The sequence below is a fragment of the Leptospira weilii serovar Ranarum str. ICFT genome, assembly GCF_000332415.1.
In the GTDB taxonomy this organism is placed as follows: Bacteria; Spirochaetota; Leptospiria; order Leptospirales; family Leptospiraceae; genus Leptospira; species Leptospira weilii_A.
This window is the reverse complement of the sequence record NZ_AOHC02000048.1, coordinates 18,473-34,581: the sequence shown is the minus strand read 5'-3', so window position 1 is coordinate 34,581 and position 16,109 is coordinate 18,473. Positions and strand designations below refer to the sequence as shown.

At 43.6% G+C, this 16,109-nt stretch carries 17 protein-coding genes and 1 pseudogene; 8 read left to right on the top strand and 10 right to left on the bottom strand.

Annotated features, from left to right (window positions below):
* Positions 1–29: 29 nt before the first annotated feature.
* Positions 30–235: pseudogene (locus LEP1GSC060_RS20870) on the top strand (integrase core domain-containing protein).
* Positions 236–641: 406 nt separating this feature from the next.
* Here LEP1GSC060_RS20870 and LEP1GSC060_RS15970 read toward each other — a convergent pair.
* Positions 642–989, bottom strand: a complete 348-nt coding sequence (locus LEP1GSC060_RS15970) for a DoxX family protein (RefSeq protein WP_036096834.1) — start codon at positions 987–989, stop codon at positions 642–644.
* Positions 990–1,128: 139 nt separating this feature from the next.
* Between LEP1GSC060_RS15970 and LEP1GSC060_RS15965 the strand changes: the two genes are divergently transcribed.
* Positions 1,129–1,578, top strand: a complete 450-nt coding sequence (locus LEP1GSC060_RS15965; RefSeq protein WP_003008037.1) for a GNAT family N-acetyltransferase — start codon at positions 1,129–1,131, stop codon at positions 1,576–1,578.
* 210 nt (positions 1,579–1,788) lie between these two features.
* Here LEP1GSC060_RS15965 and ispF read toward each other — a convergent pair whose 3' ends face one another.
* The 3 genes from ispF to LEP1GSC060_RS15950 form a co-directional block, all read right to left on the bottom strand.
* Positions 1,789–2,274 carry a 2-C-methyl-D-erythritol 2,4-cyclodiphosphate synthase gene (ispF, locus tag LEP1GSC060_RS15960; RefSeq protein ID WP_003008080.1) on the bottom strand — a complete coding sequence of 162 codons (486 nt, stop codon included), beginning with the start codon at positions 2,272–2,274 and terminating at the stop codon, positions 1,789–1,791.
* 238 nt (positions 2,275–2,512) lie between these two features.
* The gene (gene nadA, locus LEP1GSC060_RS15955) at positions 2,513–3,484 is read right to left on the bottom strand and encodes a quinolinate synthase NadA (RefSeq protein ID WP_036096825.1); all 972 of its coding nucleotides are present in this window, start codon (positions 3,482–3,484) and stop codon (positions 2,513–2,515) included.
* Entirely contained in the window at positions 3,481–3,987 is a 507-nt protein-coding gene (locus LEP1GSC060_RS15950) for a hypothetical protein (RefSeq protein WP_003008069.1), read from the bottom strand. The genes nadA and LEP1GSC060_RS15950 overlap by 4 nt, the downstream gene beginning before the upstream one ends.
* A 170-nt stretch (positions 3,988–4,157) precedes the next feature.
* On the opposite strand from LEP1GSC060_RS15950, the gene LEP1GSC060_RS15945 reads away from it, so the two are divergent.
* Together LEP1GSC060_RS15945 and lep are read left to right on the top strand one after the other, a co-directional pair.
* Complete coding sequence (locus tag LEP1GSC060_RS15945) at positions 4,158–5,225, top strand: lipoprotein LipL41 (RefSeq protein WP_003008051.1); 1,068 nt, start codon at positions 4,158–4,160, stop codon at positions 5,223–5,225.
* Positions 5,197–5,586 (top strand): LipL41-expression chaperone Lep, encoded by a 390-nt coding sequence (gene lep / locus LEP1GSC060_RS15940; protein ID WP_036096824.1) that lies wholly within the window; start codon positions 5,197–5,199, stop codon positions 5,584–5,586. Before LEP1GSC060_RS15945 ends, lep begins: the two co-directional genes overlap by 29 nt.
* Positions 5,587–5,715: 129 nt before the next feature.
* Here the strand turns inward: lep and ftsZ are convergent, their stop codons facing one another.
* The 3 genes from ftsZ to LEP1GSC060_RS15925 are packed head-to-tail and all read right to left on the bottom strand — an operon-like array spanning position 5,716 to position 8,918.
* Positions 5,716–6,912: a cell division protein FtsZ gene (gene ftsZ, locus LEP1GSC060_RS15935; RefSeq protein WP_003008003.1), complete on the bottom strand. Its 1,197-nt coding sequence runs from the start codon at positions 6,910–6,912 to the stop codon at positions 5,716–5,718.
* A 25-nt stretch (positions 6,913–6,937) separates the two neighbouring features.
* Positions 6,938–8,167: a cell division protein FtsA gene (ftsA, locus tag LEP1GSC060_RS15930; protein WP_003007990.1), complete on the bottom strand. Its 1,230-nt coding sequence runs from the start codon at positions 8,165–8,167 to the stop codon at positions 6,938–6,940.
* 1 nt (position 8,168) lies between these two features.
* Entirely contained in the window at positions 8,169–8,918 is a 750-nt protein-coding gene (locus LEP1GSC060_RS15925) for a cell division protein FtsQ/DivIB (protein WP_036096823.1), read from the bottom strand.
* 164 nt (positions 8,919–9,082) lie between these two features.
* Here LEP1GSC060_RS15925 and LEP1GSC060_RS15920 point away from each other — a divergent pair, with 164 nt between their 5' ends.
* The gene (locus tag LEP1GSC060_RS15920) at positions 9,083–9,883 is read left to right on the top strand and encodes an MlaD family protein (RefSeq protein WP_036096833.1); all 801 of its coding nucleotides are present in this window, start codon (positions 9,083–9,085) and stop codon (positions 9,881–9,883) included.
* A 326-nt stretch (positions 9,884–10,209) separates the two neighbouring features.
* The gene (locus tag LEP1GSC060_RS15915; protein ID WP_003008033.1) at positions 10,210–10,809 is read left to right on the top strand and encodes a DUF2179 domain-containing protein; all 600 of its coding nucleotides are present in this window, start codon (positions 10,210–10,212) and stop codon (positions 10,807–10,809) included.
* A 27-nt stretch (positions 10,810–10,836) separates the two neighbouring features.
* Here the strand turns inward: LEP1GSC060_RS15915 and LEP1GSC060_RS15910 are convergent, their stop codons facing one another.
* Entirely contained in the window at positions 10,837–11,367 is a 531-nt protein-coding gene (locus tag LEP1GSC060_RS15910; protein ID WP_003007996.1) for an SET domain-containing protein, read from the bottom strand.
* A 723-nt stretch (positions 11,368–12,090) separates the two neighbouring features.
* On the opposite strand from LEP1GSC060_RS15910, the gene LEP1GSC060_RS15900 reads away from it, so the two are divergent.
* Positions 12,091–12,930: a class I SAM-dependent methyltransferase gene (locus LEP1GSC060_RS15900; protein WP_003008005.1), complete on the top strand. Its 840-nt coding sequence runs from the start codon at positions 12,091–12,093 to the stop codon at positions 12,928–12,930.
* A gap of 123 nt (positions 12,931–13,053) precedes the next feature.
* Here LEP1GSC060_RS15900 and LEP1GSC060_RS15895 read toward each other — a convergent pair whose 3' ends face one another.
* Positions 13,054–14,310 carry an FAD-dependent oxidoreductase gene (locus LEP1GSC060_RS15895; protein ID WP_036096818.1) on the bottom strand — a complete coding sequence of 419 codons (1,257 nt, stop codon included), beginning with the start codon at positions 14,308–14,310 and terminating at the stop codon, positions 13,054–13,056.
* Positions 14,311–14,573: 263 nt separating this feature from the next.
* On the opposite strand from LEP1GSC060_RS15895, the gene msrA reads away from it, so the two are divergent.
* Complete coding sequence (gene msrA / locus LEP1GSC060_RS15890; RefSeq protein WP_036096816.1) at positions 14,574–15,167, top strand: peptide-methionine (S)-S-oxide reductase MsrA; 594 nt, start codon at positions 14,574–14,576, stop codon at positions 15,165–15,167.
* A gap of 52 nt (positions 15,168–15,219) precedes the next feature.
* Here the strand turns inward: msrA and LEP1GSC060_RS15885 are convergent, their stop codons facing one another.
* Positions 15,220–15,936 (bottom strand): PAS domain-containing protein, encoded by a 717-nt coding sequence (locus LEP1GSC060_RS15885; protein ID WP_003008044.1) that lies wholly within the window; start codon positions 15,934–15,936, stop codon positions 15,220–15,222.
* Between the last annotated feature and the right edge of the window lie 173 nt (positions 15,937–16,109).

Genomic DNA, 16,109 nt, shown 5'->3' with positions numbered 1-16,109 from the left:
TTTTACTTAACGCCGGTCACAGGATCAGTATGACTGAGGAAAATCATTGTTATGAAAATGCTGTCGCTGAAAGAGTTAATAAAACTCTTAAATACGACACCTAGTATTCAATTCTTTTGCTTCTTTTAAAGAAGCCATAGTCGCCGTCAATCAAGCCGTTTTTCTTTTCAACAATGTTAGGCTTCACCAACATTTAGGTTTTTTAACTCCTGAATTCGTTCATCGAGCATCATGATTTCTGTCAACCTGATTTTAGGACTTTACATTTCTGAGTATGCAAGTTTCCTTGTGTTTCAACAAGATTTCCCAACTTCGTTGGGAGCAACGCGCTGCTACTCGTTGGCAATCTCGCTCGCTATGGATCGCGAGATTGGGTCCGGGCGTTTCAAGTGGCTAGGGGGTTAGGGATTAGATGTTAGGAGCATTTACCGAATATGCAAGTTTCATTGTGTTTCAACAAAACTGGGTCCGGGCTTTCTTGCAGTAAAAACCCCCGGAGAAGGGGAAGCGAAAGACACGAAGTGGCTGAAGCGAGGGGAAGGCTTTCCCCTTTCCCCCCTAACTCCTAGCCACTGGAAACGCCCCCAGGTTTTCCGCAGGAGTTCCCACGTTTTGAAAATTCGGTCGGAGCGCGTTTAGACTCAGTCTTTTACGGTGCCTGCGATCAAAAGAGCGGCTCCTAAAAGGGAAACGTCTTTCAAAAGTGCGATTGTGGAAGCCTGATTTCCTCCGGCCGCACCCGGTAGATGAACCAAAACCACGAAAATTCCCAAAAGAACCGCCAGAAGTACCGTCGCCAAGTGCGTCTTGATTCCCGTGATAATGGAAACCGAAGCTGCAATCAAAGCCAATCCGGTTAGATATACCCAAACGATCGGAAAAGGAATGTAAGAAGGAACGATTCCAGTCATCGTCCCACCCGAAATAAAGTGAAACAATCCGAAAATCGCAAAGGGAACCGCATATACGATTTTACCTATTTTTTTCATATTCACTCCTTGATTCATAGCTTTCGGAGTAAAATTTTCCAAATGGGTCATTTTATCCGAAAGATGAGTTTTGAATCTTGATTGAATATTGGACTTCCGCAACTATAATTTGACCAAAAAATGAAAATGAGTTCCGACCTTGAATATAAAAATTCTCAATAAAACCGATCTGGATTGGCTTTTTGCCTTGGAAGAAAATTGTTTCGGCAGTCGCGCCTGGACAAAAGAAATGTTATATTCTCATCTTCACGAGTTTTCGGGAATCGGTTCGGCCGATCTCTGTTACATCCTTTACAAAGTTTCAGGAGACGAGATCGAAATCTTTCGGATCGCGGTTTATTCCCGTCAAAGGAGGAAAGGAAAGGGAAAAGAACTTTTGGAATATCTTTTGAATTCCGAAAAAGATAAAACTTTTTTTCTGGAAGTCGATTCTACAAATTCTCCGGCAATTGCTTTGTATGAATCCTGCGATTTTCAAAGAATTCATGTAAGAAAACATTATTACGAAGACGGCTCGGATGCGTTGATTTATAAAAAAGCTGCAATCGACGTTTTCGAAAATTTCAGTTTTGACGTTTCGGATCCCTAACCCGCTCGCAATGCGGGAACTCCAGCAAATCCGGATGTCATCCATCAAGCCGTTTGTTTTCGTAATCCTTTGTCGGAACAAATGATTCCGGACTTTTACTTGACAATCCTAAGTCGAAAAGCCGTTAGGCATTTTAAAAAGGAACGAGTTAGTTCAAAAAATATTATATTAAGATTTCTTCATAAAACGGATCCGCTCCGTAAAAAACCACTAAGATCTTTTTCCCAATAGAATCGTACAAAAAGCTCCGATTCCTTCCTGTCTTCCTAACGCACCCATTTTTTCGGTGGTTGTGGCTTTTACGGAAACACAATCGGCGGGAAGATTCAGCAAACTACTTAAAGATTTTGTAATTCTTTCTTTGAGGGGAGCGATCTTGGGCCTTTCTCCGATCACGGTGCAATCCACGTTCACAAGATCGAAATTTCTCTCTTTCATCAGATCGAGACATTTGGAAAGAATGATCTTGCTGTTTATGTTTTTTAGCGTCGGATCCGTATCTGGAAAGTATTGACCGATATCTCCTAAGGCAAGCGCGCCGAGAATCGCGTCGGAAAGTGCGTGCAAAATGATATCCGCATCCGAATGTCCTACGAGTGCAAACTCGGATTCGCATTCGATTCCGCCCAAGATCAAGGGCCTGTTCGGATTGATTTCCAGTTTATGAAAATCGATTCCGTTTCCGATTCTATACATTTTAAAATTCCAAAATTATAATATTCTTATTCGTTTTGATTTCAAGGATCGGCCTTTCCGGTTTGATTCCGTTTGAAGTTTGTAATCTCAAAAAGGAACGACCTTTCTAAGAAAACCGTTTTAAAAAATCAAATCTTTTTCGTCGCCGTCGATATTTGTTCCGACAAACAATTCCGCAGAGGAGAGAATCGTCGATCCGCCGAGAGAAATACGACCTACAGCCCGCCCTAATTCCTAACTACTTGAAAGAAAGATCCAACATCCTTTGAACGGACATTCTCCCCTTTTGTATCACTTCCGGATCGAGATGAATTTCGTACTGATCGTATAACAAAGCGTCCCTGATTTTTTCGAGAGTGATTCTTTTCATGTGAGGACAAACCTGACAGGTCGAAACGAAATGCCTGTCCGGAAATTCGGTACGAAGATTGTCGCCCATGGAACATTCCGTGATTAGAAAAATATTCTTCGCTTCCGACTTACGAATGAATTCGCTCATCTGAGAAGTGGAACCGGAATAATCCGAACGATCCACAACTTCGGTTTTACATTCGGGATGGGAAATTACCGTAACGCCGGGAAACTGTCTTCTCGTAAGTTCTATGTCTTCGGCCGAATACATCTCGTGCACCATACAACTTCCGGGATGGGTGATAATCTTTTTTTTCGTAAGATTTTGAACGTTCGCGGCCAAGTAACGATCCGGTAAAAAAATTACGGTATCACTTTCCAAGGACTCGACCACCTGCAGCGCGTTCGCCGAAGTACAGCAGATATCGGTTTCGGCTTTCACATCCGCCGTACAATTGACGTACGTGACAACGGGAACACCCGGATATTTTTGTTTGAGATCGATCACGTCCTGTCTCGTGATACTCTCCGCAAGAGAACAACCCGCTTTGAGATCCGCGATGAGAACTTTCTTTTGGGGGGACATGAGCTTTGCAGTCTCCGCCATAAAGTGAACCCCGTTAAAAAGAATGATATCCGCATCCGTATCCGCCGCAACCTTACTCAGATAAAGAGAATCGCCGGTGATGTCCGAAACTCCGTGAAAAACGTCCGGAGTCATATAATTATGTCCGAGAAGAACCGCGTTTTTCTCTTTCTTCAATCGTTGAATTTCTTGGATCAGAGGCAGTTTTTCTTCCACCTCGTGTTCCATATAAGTGTTCTTGAGAGCGTTAGTAACTTCTTCGAGGGTTTTCATGGGTAAGGCCAATAGACGTTCGTAGTCGAAATCCCTTTTAACTTCGGAAAGGAAGAATTCATTCCCGTGTTACAATTAGACTGGCATTGTCTCCAAAGATTCCCGCCATTTGTGGAACCGGAACGTTTGGCTGCGACGTAATCGGATTCGGTTTCAAAAGAACAGGACGAACCACTCAGGAAAAATGTGGAATTACACTGGCTCCAACAACGCAGAAGTTCTTCCAAAACCTCCCTCTTTTGCAGATTGGCCGGTTGAATTCCGTTTTGAAATCGATCCATTTCCTGATCGGAACATTTCTCGCTGATCGACTTCGGAGATTTTAAACATAAATTTTCTTGAGAATAATAATCGAAACAGGCAGGGTTTGAGCCCGAGGTTAAAATCCAACCGAGAAGCTGTTGATTGAGCGTATCATCTTCTTTTTTAGAAGCGAGACAGGCAACGGCTGCGAAACAAAAAAGTAAAATCCAAACGGTTTGTTTGCGCCTAACAAAACTCATTACAACTCAGTTTCTTTTGCGAGGAGCTTCGATACAATCAAAAAATCGAAAACACAAGGCCGGTTCTTCAAATCCGATAACTCGATTCTAAAATCTATTGACATGATTCTTTTTGAATTTTAAATGAGCCCTTATCCCCCAAAATCAAATAGGATTGGTGTTACTTTACCATGAGAAAATCATCTTCTCTAATCGCTGTGCTATTTCTCCTTATATTCTTAGGAAATTGCGCACCGACCATTGACGTAGAATATCCGGTATTCCCGAAAGATAAAGAAGGCCGCGCCCTTCAAAAATTTCTCGGAACGATTCGTAACGTAGGTTTGGCAGTAGAACCTCCCAAAAAAAGTCTTTGGGAAGCTATCTTCGGAGAAGGTTCCAGTTTCATCGACCAAATGCCTTCTAAAGTTTTCGAGGCATTCGATAAGGAATCTTATTACAAACTTACCGACCTCAGCAAACGCGCCGATATCCTGAACGAAGCCACTCTTTCTCTTACGGGAATCACGAAAAGCAGAGCGAAGATCGGAAACCTGATCGGCGCCGAAGCGATTCTTTACATCGGATATCAAAAACCTTATACCGAGTGCGGCACCGAAAATAAAATCGATGCGGTCGCAGCGGGTATGAAAGTAGCCGGATTTGCGGCGTCTATGGCGACTGGAAGAGACGTGAACACCGGAAACGAGCCTATTTCTAAACCGACAGGCGTTCGGATGATGCTGATTCCTTTGGATGCCACTTTGATCAAAGTGGAAACAGGGGAAGTGAAAAAAGCCGTTGTTTCTAGCCCGGCAAAAATTTACAACAGCGTTGGAAATCTGGAATGTCCTTCCATTCTGGATTCCTTCGGACAAGGTCTGGACGAGGCTGCGGCTTATATCAAAGGCAGACTATCTCCGATCGTTAAAACGGAAAGAATCAAAGTTTTCGTAAAAGACGACGACGACGAAGTAAAAGAACTTCTACAAGAAGGTTTGGAAGAAGTTTCCGGTGAAACTCCAAGTTTCAAAAAAGCAAAAGAAGTTTGGGAAAAAGCCGACAAAAAAGCAAAAGGCCAGTCTTGGGGAGCGAAAGCGAACCTTGCAACTTATTACTTTTCTGCAGGTGATTTTGAAAAAGCGATCAAACTCTATGAAGAAGCTATGAAACTCAAAGACGCCGATAAGAGCTATCTGAGAGAACTTAGAAAAAGAGTAGAAGCTACGTTTGCAGTTGACGAAAGCAACGCAAAGTAATTCGATTCCTTTGAAATTGCAAAATTGCGCGAAAAGCGGACGAAAGTCCGCTTTTCTCATTTCTATCCTCATGTTTTCAAACTTCTTTCTTCTCGATTGTAGAAAAATTCCGACGGAAGAAGAATGTGTAGAGAATCAGATGCACAACGTAAAGTTGATCGCACAAGCGTCGGAAACGGAAATTCCTCCGACGATGCAGCAAATCATGTTGAAACAGATACTCCAACCGGATATGTCCCGCGCGATCGTATTGCGTTGTATATCGGATAAGACTTTAAAACAGGTTCAATGCGAGCTCGGTAAGGAAAAATTTTCCGATTTAAAAGAGTGCAAGAAGTTCGGGAAGGAAAGCCAGGGATAAGTAGATATTTCAACGATACTTTTCGAAACCGCTAAATAGAAATTGAATCAACGAATAAAAAAAGTATATTCTAATTTTCTAAACTTTCCGCTTCTGAACGACTTTATCAAAAGAGCCGAACTACAAGATTCAAGGCCCCGAGCTATTTCGTCTTAAATACGCCGGAATATCGTAGTCTTCCGCCTTTGGAGAAGAGCTATTGGAAGAACGGAATCGTAAGCCGGAGTTTCGGTTCTGTTCCACACTTTCGTCCTGAAAGGAATCTTTTTTCTCCGTTTCCATTCCCACCGCTTTCTTTTGAAAACCGTAGTTCTCCTGAACCCTCGCAACCAAATCCTGATTTTGAATGAGTTTGCCGGAAGAAGAACGTTTGTTAAAACCCGTTGCGATCACGGTCACTCGAATTTTATTGGAAAGACTTTCGTCTTCGTGAAGACCGATGATGATGTTCGCATTCGGGTCCACTTGAGAAGTGATGATTCCGGAAACCTCGTTCCAATCCGAAATCGTAAGATCCTTTCCACCCGAAACGTTAATGAGAAGTGAAGAAGCTCCCGCAATCGAAGTGGAGTCTAACAACGAATTGTTGATCGCGTATTCGACCGCTTCTTTGACCTTACCTTCCCCACTTCCCTCTCCGACTCCCATAACGGCGTCGCCCGTGTCCCGCATGATCGTTTTCACGTCGGCAAAGTCCACGTTGATGAGTCCCGGATTGTTGATGATGTCGCTGATCCCTCTCACCGCGTTCAGAAGAATATCGTCTATCACCTGAAAGGCGAGATCGATCGGAGTATTCTTATCCACGACTCTGAAGATGGAATCGTTGTTGATGAGAATCAAAGTATCGACGTGGGAACGAAGTTGTTCGATTCCTTTACGCGCGAGTTCCATTCTTCTCCTTCCTTCAAAAGAAAAGGGAAGAGTTACAACTCCGACAACGAGACATTTCATTTCTTTGGCGATCTTTGCGATCACAGGGGCGGCCCCGGTTCCGGTTCCACCTCCCATTCCGGCGGTGATAAAAACCATATCGGCTCCGCGGACAACGGATTGGATTCTTTCCTTATCTTCTTCCGCCGCTTTGTAACCGAGTTCGGGATCGCCACCCGCTCCCATACCGCGGGTCGCCTTAGCGCCTAAGACGATTTTGTTTTCCACCGGAGAACGAAGTAAAACCTGTTCGTCTGTGTTGAGAATCGCAAACTCGACTCCTTTTAGAGTGGAGTTGGACATTCTCGTAACCGCGTTCATTCCACCGCCGCCGACTCCGAATACCTTGATCACCGCGGGGTTCGTTTTTGTTTCTTCTTCAAATCGGATCATGTTGTTTTTCCTTTTGGAGGACCGGTCAAAGATTGTCCTCAATCCATCGTTTGATTTTTTTTGACCAACCTTCCGAACGGTCCACGGATTTCTGATCCATGTCCGTCATTCTATCTGCGTATTTGATCATTCCGATCACCGTGGAGAATTCCGGAGAAGACGCTTTCTCCGCGAGTCCGCTGATTCCACCCGGCCTCGCCCTGGATGCCGTTAGACGAAACACGTCCTCGGCGAGAGTGTCGATTCCTTCGAGGAGACTTCCTCCTCCGGTGAGGATCACTCCTCCCGCAAGAAATCCTTTATTACCGGACTTTACAAGTTCCTTATCCGCCATCTCGAAAATTTCCCTCATTCTCGGTTCGATGATGGAAACGAGTTCTTCTCGGAGGACTTGTCTTGCGGGCCTTCCGCTGATCGGAGGGATTTCGATCGTTTCCGTCGGATCGATTTCGGAAAGAACGGTGTGTCCGTATCTTTTTTTAAGTAGTTCGGCGGTTTCTAACGTGGTTTTGAGTCCGATGGAGATGTCGCTCGTAACGTTGATGCCTCCGAAAGGAATCACACAAGAATAGGAAATTCCTCCGTCCACATACACGATCAGGTCGCAGATTCCCGCGCCGATGTCGAGGACCGCGGTCCCGAGGTCTTTTTCTCCCGAAGTCAAAACGGCTTCGGAAGAAGCGAGGCTGGAAAGGATCATCACCTCGCAACCTAAACCCGATGATTCAACACATTTTTCTAAATTATGAATTGCTGTTATTCCAGCGGTCACGATGTGAACTTCCGCTTCCAAACGAACTCCGGTCATACCGATCGGATCTCGAATACTCGATTGATCGTCCACGGAAAATTCTTTGGAAAGTACGTGTAAGATCTGTTGATCGGCGGGGACTCGGATCGCTTGGGCGGCTTCGATCACTCGAACGACGTCCGGTTCCGTCACGGTTCTGTCTCGGTTCGTGATTGCGACAACTCCCTTGGAATTGTCGGCTTTGACCGTCTTGCCCGTTATATTTACGGCTAATCTTGAAATTTCCTGACCGGACATGAGTTCGGCCTCACTCACCGCTTCGATGATGGAACGTGTTGTGGATTCTATGTTGATGATCGATCCGTTTTTAACTCCGGAGGAAGGATATACGCCGGTTCCGATGATTTCCACTTCGTATTCGGAGATAGGCCGGGCCACGACTACTTTTGTCAAAGAAGTCCCGAGATCCAATGCGGCGATGATTCTATCTCTTGGTTCCGACATATCAGTGATAGACCGCGTCTTCTCCTCTGATGTCCACCAGTTCGGATTGGATCCGATCTTTTTCAAAATATGCTAATATAGCGTAGAGTTTTCTGACTTGATCCTTGTGAAGAAGTGTGCCGATTTGAATTCTCAGTTGAATCGGTTCGTCCGCAAAGAAAAAAATTTCTCCGTCTTCCTGCAATAAAACTTCGGAGATTCTCGGCCTTAGAGCCGGATACATTCGAAAAGCCTGTTCTACGGAATTGTAAAGGTCGCGGAAACTCGCGTCCTGAACGGCTCCGTTTTTGATGGGAAAATTTCCGGAAAGAACACAAAGATCTTTTTCGCGAACGTCGTCTTTGGAAAGAAGTCGCAACTCCGAATCGATCTCGTAGAGATGCCCGTCGGAGTTCACGACGTAGTCGGCTTTTCTTTCCGTAAGTTCTATGAGAAGTTGGTCTTCCGACTTTTTAGTGATACGAACGAAATTGACCCTGGGAAGTCTGGAAAGTTTTTTTTCCAGAAGATCCAAGTCCAGAGTATCAAAGGAGGTTCCGGGTTGAATTTCGAGCATTCTTACGATTTCTTCCGTTCTGAGCTTTTCATGTCCCGTAATGATTAACTTATTCAATTCTCTGGGAATCATCCCTTGATAACCGAACCCGAGAATCATTCCAACGCTCAAAATCCCAATTAGGAGAGCCAAAAGCAGGATGTTTCTCCTTTTCTGCACAAATTCTCGTAGAAAGTCAATCAGATTATGTCTCATAATAAATTCTTCAGGGAAATTTCTTCCGTAGTTTTCATATCGGGATTTTTGAATCGGCCCCCATCTTGTTTTTGTGTGCGGGAACTCCTCATTTTAAAAAAAAGAAGGTCGCGTCGGAACCGCCACCTTATAAAATCCGATCCTATAATAAACCCATTCGTTTTATGAATCTTTCCAAACACGTAGCAGTTCTTACGGGCCTTATCTTCTTCCTAGGATTTTCCTTGGGAATGTACATTTCCGTGATTGAAAAAGCCGGAACCAAGGATGAATATCCTTATACCATGAAAATTTACTATCCTCGTTTGGAAGGAATTCATCCGGGAGCGCCGGTTCGAATTTTGGGAGTAGAAAGAGGGATCGTTCGAAGTTTAGACGTGGTTTCGATCGAAGAAGTAGGAGATCAGAGATTTCTAAACAAAGATCAGACAAAGGCGATCGAAATCGTCATTCGCCTCAAGGAACCGATCACACTTTGGGACAATTATAAGATCACGTTTCAAACCAATACCATTCTTTCGGGAAGAACCATCGATATCGATCCGGGTTCTTTCGACAAAGAAGACACGGTTTTTTTTCAACCTACGTATTTGGAAGAAGAACAAAGACCTCCCGACTTTCTACCTTCCGCCGATTACTTTGAAGATTTTTTCGCGGCGTCCACCGGTGTGATCCGAGAAAACCGGGAAGATATACGAACCTCTTTCAATAATTTCTACGAAATTTCGGAAAAGCTGAAATCAAATCGAGGAACGATTCCGCGGATCATCAATTCTCCGGAAACGTACGATAACGTGCTGGAACTTCTTACCGATGCGAGAATTTTCGGAAACGACGCGCGCCGTTATACGGAAGGATATCGCAAGTTGGAACGTTCGGCTCCGATTCCACTCTCGATCAATTTATATCGCAAAACGACGCTGATCGGAAACGTAGGAAACAACTACTATTTCAAAAAATTATAATATACCCGTTTTACGGATATGACATCAAATTAACGACCTCGGACCATATCTCCGAATTCCGGATCTCGAATCATAACTCTTCTCCCGATTTCAAACCATGACCCAAATATTATGATTTCATAATTATAAAAAATACAAATTCGTATTAACTTTTTAAGTATTATTCCGAAATGGCCCGCGCAAATAAAAATCAAGCGGTTGGGCAGACTCATCCGTTTTCGACCCCGAAACCGAAAACCAAAACGGAAACTTTCAGTCGATCCTTCCGGTAGAACGCCGCCAATTCTCCTCGACGAGAATCATTCCCTCAGAGATCCTTGTTAGGTATGGAACTGAGTTTTCCTCCTCCCGGAAATCCTATCTTCGATTACGTTCTCCTCCCTTGTTTTATCTTTTTCTCTCGAGTCGCCGACGTATCGATCGGAACGATCCGAGTCATTCTTCTCACCAGAGAAAAAAAGGCAATCGCGGCCTCTCTCGGATTTTTAGAAGTTCTTCTCTGGGTCATCGTGATCACCCAGGTCATCAAAAATCTAAACAACGTCCTTTGTTACCTCGCTTATGCCGGGGGATTTGCAACCGGCACTTTTATCGGAATGATTCTCGAAGAAAAACTGGCGATCGGCTTTTCTCTTTTGAGAATCATATCTCCCCGAAACGGAGAGGAGATCGCAAATAAACTTTCCGAAGCCGGATATAGGGTTACAACAATGAACGGTTTAGGAAGCCGCGGCCCGGTAAAAATCGTTTTTACGGTTTTAAAAAGGAAGAAAATCAGCCAGGCAATGACGATCGTCAAGAATGTGGAACCCGACGTATTCTATTCGATAGAAAACGCGCGAAGTACGAATACCGCAGCGTTTGAAGATTCTCCAGGACTTCTCAGAAGAGGAATCCTGGAAAGAATCCTAAAGGTTAGAAAGTAAGATTTTCGTTTTAAGCCGTTTTACGTTTTATACCGGAATTTTAACGTAAAGTTTTTTGATTTCTTTTTGAATGAATTTCGGAAAGTTCATCTGATATTCGTGAACCAGAAGTTTCCAATCGTCTTTCCGAATGAATTTTCTGCAAGTTGCAGATCCGCAGCCGCACTCGAAGGTCTGATCGAAGTTTACGATGAAATTTGCGTAGTCGATGGTAAGCTCTTCTCCCGCTCGAATTTCTCTTTTTGCTACGATGTTGTCGTCCTGATCATACCACATATTCGGATCACAGGAGTGATTCATAAAATTGGAATGATTGATTACGTACTGATCGCTGGTCGGCCCGGTGACTAAACCAAAGTCCACATCGTATCCGTATTTCATGAAGATGTCCTTTTCGGAATCGGGAAGCGACTCGGCTTCGTCGACCGTCAGAACTTTCCACCCAAATTCTTCGTCCTCGATCCACTCGCTGTAACTGAACAGCAAGGTTCCTTTGGGGATGGTCTTCGTTGCGAAGGTCCCGTTCTCCCCGAATTTGTTGATTCGTTTCTCGATCATGCAGATGATCCCTGCGTTTATCGCCAATGGCAAAATTTTTATCTATCAAGAATGGTATAAAAAAAACTTCAATTAAAATACTAAATTCGAGTAATATTTAATGCAACTTCCGTCGAACTTGTCTCAAGAGGGAAATTCCATTCCAAAAACGTAAATGATTTTCTAAGACCGACTTTCAAACAAACCTCCGAGAATCATGGCTCCAAAAAAATTCTCCTTCTTTCGTTTGGGACAAATCCGTTCGTGAAATTTTGAAACCACTTCCTCCGATCTCTATGACTAAGAGCCGGTCTCAAAACTGGTAGATTGTTTCTCAATTCCAGCTTATCTCAAGTTCTATCAAAGTTTTGAGACCGGCTCTAAAGAGGATTTGTGAAAGAGCGGATTCCGATTTCCGGATCTTTTTATGTTCGAGTTGGTTTTGCCGGTCTCTAAAAAACAAAACGCGGCAACAATTGTTTCTCGCTCGAGTCGGATCTAAAAGCGTGATCATCAACGGGATCGAATTCGATTTTTTTTTCAGACGGTTCGGAAGACGGATTTAAAACACTGATCGATCGAACTAAATATCCGTATAGCCGTTTATTAATGCGACATGTAGATCCGTATCCGAATTTCATAAATACACTTTTTGAAAGATAAACCAAAGGACTTTGTAAAATGCTTCCGATCGCCGATTTAGTCAGGAATTTCGATACTTCGAGTTCGGGGAGAATTTTCTAAATGAAATTTTTTCTAAAAACAAAACCGGAAGAGGCGCCCGATACGCTCACACATCTTTATCTCAATCCTGAAAATTCTTCCTGGGCCAATCTGGGTTATTGGAAAAACACGAGCGATTATCCGACTGCTTGCGGAACGTTGGCTCGACTCCTCGGCAAAAGAGCGGATCTCAAACCGGGACTCAAAGTACTGGACCTGGGTTTCGGATGCGGGGATCAATTCTTCGTCTGGAAGGAAGAATTTTCCCTCGACTTTGCCGATCTTACCGGAGTCAACGCCTCCGTCGTCCAAGTCGAATTTGCAAAAAATCTGATAGAGTCTCGATCCGATTCTTCTCCTAATCTGATTTGTTCTTCCGTCGAAGATACGATCCTCTCCTTTCCGCACCGGTCCCTGGACCGAATCCTTTGTCTGGACAGCGCGTCCTTTTTTTCCGATCGAAAAAAATTTTGCGAGCAAGCCTTTCGTATTCTGAAACCGGGAGGTCGTCTCGTTTCCGCGGAACTGATTTTAAAAAATTCCAAACTGGGAATCCTAGACTTTTGGTTGAGAGATCTGATTTGTACATTCGGTTCGATCCCGAAAAACAATCGAGTCACACCCGATTCTCTTTCCGGACTTTTAAAATCTTCCGGGTTTGTCTTGGAAGGTTTTGATTTTTTAGAAGAGGAAGTTTTCGAAGGTTTTGCAAATTTCCTCAAAAGAAAAACTCAAGAACCCGAAAGTAAAATCCCACCCGGAATCGCTCGTAAATATTCCCGCTTTGCGGAGTTTTTAGGCGGGGAAAGAATGAAAAGATATTTTCAGTTCGTCCTTTATGCAGCCGTCAAACCCGCTTAACGTGGGTTGCGTTTTGATACGCGCCGTAACCTCGCAATGAAGAAACTCGATCTAGCCGCGCGAGATAAGTTCGGCCAGCCAAGGCCGAATTCGCTTCCTCTTTGTGGATTTCAACTCGTGTTGTTAAGAACGCATTGAATTTTCCACCCAACGTTTTACGTCCAAGGATGTGGAAACGCCCGCCTCTAAAAGTGGAATTCCGTATCTTGCATAGGAACCGCAAAACCAGATTTTTCTTCCCGGTTGTTCCTGAAGGGCCTTCAATTCTTCGACGGTCTTTTGATTTTTCAGATCGATGATCGGCCTTTCAAATCGGGAACGGGAAATCAGCGTTCCCTGTTTGGGTTCTTCCAAAGGATTCCAGGTTTGAAAAATTTCGGCCTTTCCGATTTCGGGAAGCACCTTGTTCAATCGAATCGTGGCCGAAGGTTTGTCCGTTTCCGGGGAAAGTGTAAAACATAAAGGGGCCCAGTGCCTTTTTTGATTGGGCATAAAGGAAGAATCGGTGTGCATCAAAATTTCCGATTCTTCGTATCGAAACGAGGAAAGAAGTTTTTTCTCCAGAGCCATCTCGTCGGGAAGAAGTGAAATCGCCCGATCGGCCGGCGTCGCGACCACAACTCGATCGAATTCCTCCTTTCCGTTATCGAAGGAAACAAAAACTTTTTTACCATTCTGTTCGATCTTTCTCGGATTGGATTTTAATCTAAGTTCCTTCGCTCCCATTGAAAGCCTTTTCGTGATGTCCCTGGTTCCTCGACTGGCGGTTAAAAAACGAAGAAACTTAAAACCCTTCGCGTGATAACCGATCACCGCTTCCGCCGGATAATTTTTAGCGCTTTTGAGAGTGCAAGTGTTGATGGTAGCGAACATAGGAATCAGATACTTATCTTGGAACTCTTTTGAATATGCGAATTTTTGCAAGAACCCCGAGATCGTAAGTTGTTCGCCTTTGAGAGATTCCCATTGACTCGCGGATTGACCGTAGAAACGGATCGTATCCGAAAAAATTTTTCTGGATTCCCCGCTCTTAAAACAAACGGGAGAAACGAACGGATAAAAATTTCCGCCGAACCCGAAAGTGCTGAATTGAAAGTAAGTGGACCCGTCCCTTTCGTTTAAAGAAAAGGAATAATCCACGGGTCTGAATGCGATTCCCGCTTCGTTGTACATCTCAATCAGACAAGGATAATAATTTTGTTTGAATGCCCGGAAAGGAACGTCGAAACGAAAAATTCCGTCTTTTAACTCGACGTCCGTTCCATGCGCGTCCATTCCGGGAAGCGAATGACGTTCGATCAAAACGACATCGTGTTCCTTGCTCAAATACCAACAGGCGCTCAGTCCCGCGATTCCACTTCCCAAGATTGCGATTTTCATATTACGTTCTTAAAATTAGATTCTTTAAAAGAAAACATAGGATTTTTTTCTTTTGAAGTGAAAATCATATTAGAATGAACGAAAATTTGAAAATCGAGACGATCCGGATCGATTTTAGATCGGCGCCGGTTCCGAAATGAAAGTCAGCAACGCCGCACTCGCCGTAAGTTTTAAAACACTCCGCAAAAAACGATTGAAAGGATTCGGTCCGTCTTCTGTAACCGTTCCATTTTGAAATCGAACCTTTCTTTCGGGAGAACCGTATGTTCCATTTTAGAATTTTGATTTTAGTCTGTGCCGTATTCTTTTTTTCCACTTTGATTGCAAATCCTAAAACGGAAAAGGCCACTTTTGCGGGCGGATGTTTTTGGTGTATGGAAGCCCCGTTCGAATCCCTTCCCGGAGTTATCTCCGTCATTTCCGGTTATTCGGGAGGCAAAGAAGTCAATCCTACTTACGAAGACGTGGGCCGCGGAAAAACGGGTCATAGAGAGAGCGTTCAGATCGAATTCGATCCTTCTAAAATTCGTTACGTAGATCTCTTAAATGTTTTTTGGAAACAGATCGATCCGACGGATAGCGGAGGACAATTTGCGGACCGAGGCAATCAGTATAAAACCGGAATTTTTTATCACGATAAAACTCAGAAAAAAGCCGCGGAAGAATCCAAACAACGGATCGAAAAGTCCGGAAAATTTTCCGGGCCGATCTCGGTTGAAATCGTTCCTTTTACTTCTTTTTATCCCGCGGAAGGATATCATCAAAATTATTATAAAACCAATCCGGAACATTATCAATCCTATCGAAAAGGTTCGGGTAGGGAGGCTTATTTGGAAAAAATTTGGGGGAAACATTAAAACGAAAAAGAATCGGAGTTAGACTCCGATTCTTTCGTTCTTAAATTCTATATTAGGAAAGGCGAATCAAAAACATCGTGAGTCTTTGCAGCTGATCTCTTCCCTGACCCGGCTGGGCCAAATCTTTTTCGATTGTTTTTCTGTAAATCGCCTTGAGATGATTCTTTAGAGTTCCTGAATGTACTCCGAGTTGTTGAATCAAACAGGCTCTCGTTTGACCCGCCACTAAACGTTCGCAGATCTTGGCTTCTTGACACGTTAGTCCGTATTCATTTTGAAGTTGCGGCAAAAGAGATTCTCTGACTTTTCCGTTTTGAAAGTCTTCCGCATTCTCTTCGGATACGGGCGTTACGATCTCATCATCCAAAGGAAGATCGACTCTACATAAGAAATTTGAAATATTCCCCTCCTCGTCCCGAAGAGGTGTGATTCTTTCCTTCCAAGAAATCGTCTCCCCCGATCCGTTTCGATTTAAAAAATTCCCTTCATATTCCTTTCCGGAAAGAATGGTCTTCCATAATTCTTCGTAAAAGTCGGAGTTGTGAACGCCGGCTTGAAATAATCTCGGATTTTGCCCAATCAACTCGGTTCGGTTATAACCGGAAATGGTTTCAAAAACGGGATTAATATATTCGATCATACCACAGCGATTCGTGATAAACATCGCGTGAGGATATTGATAAAAATAAGAAATTAAAATCGAAGAAAGATTCATATTTCCCTCACCTCCTCGATTTTTACTTTCATAATAAACATAGATCTCCTCCATCTCTTAAGGAATAAGCGATTCTTCTGTATATTAAACCGCTATAAACACACCTAAGTATTTAGTTTGATCCGTCAACTAAGTGACCTTAGAACAGGCTCGGAAATACGGATAAAAATCGGAAAATGATATTCCTTTAGTAATGGACGATTGAATTTGAACATTTACATTCTCCG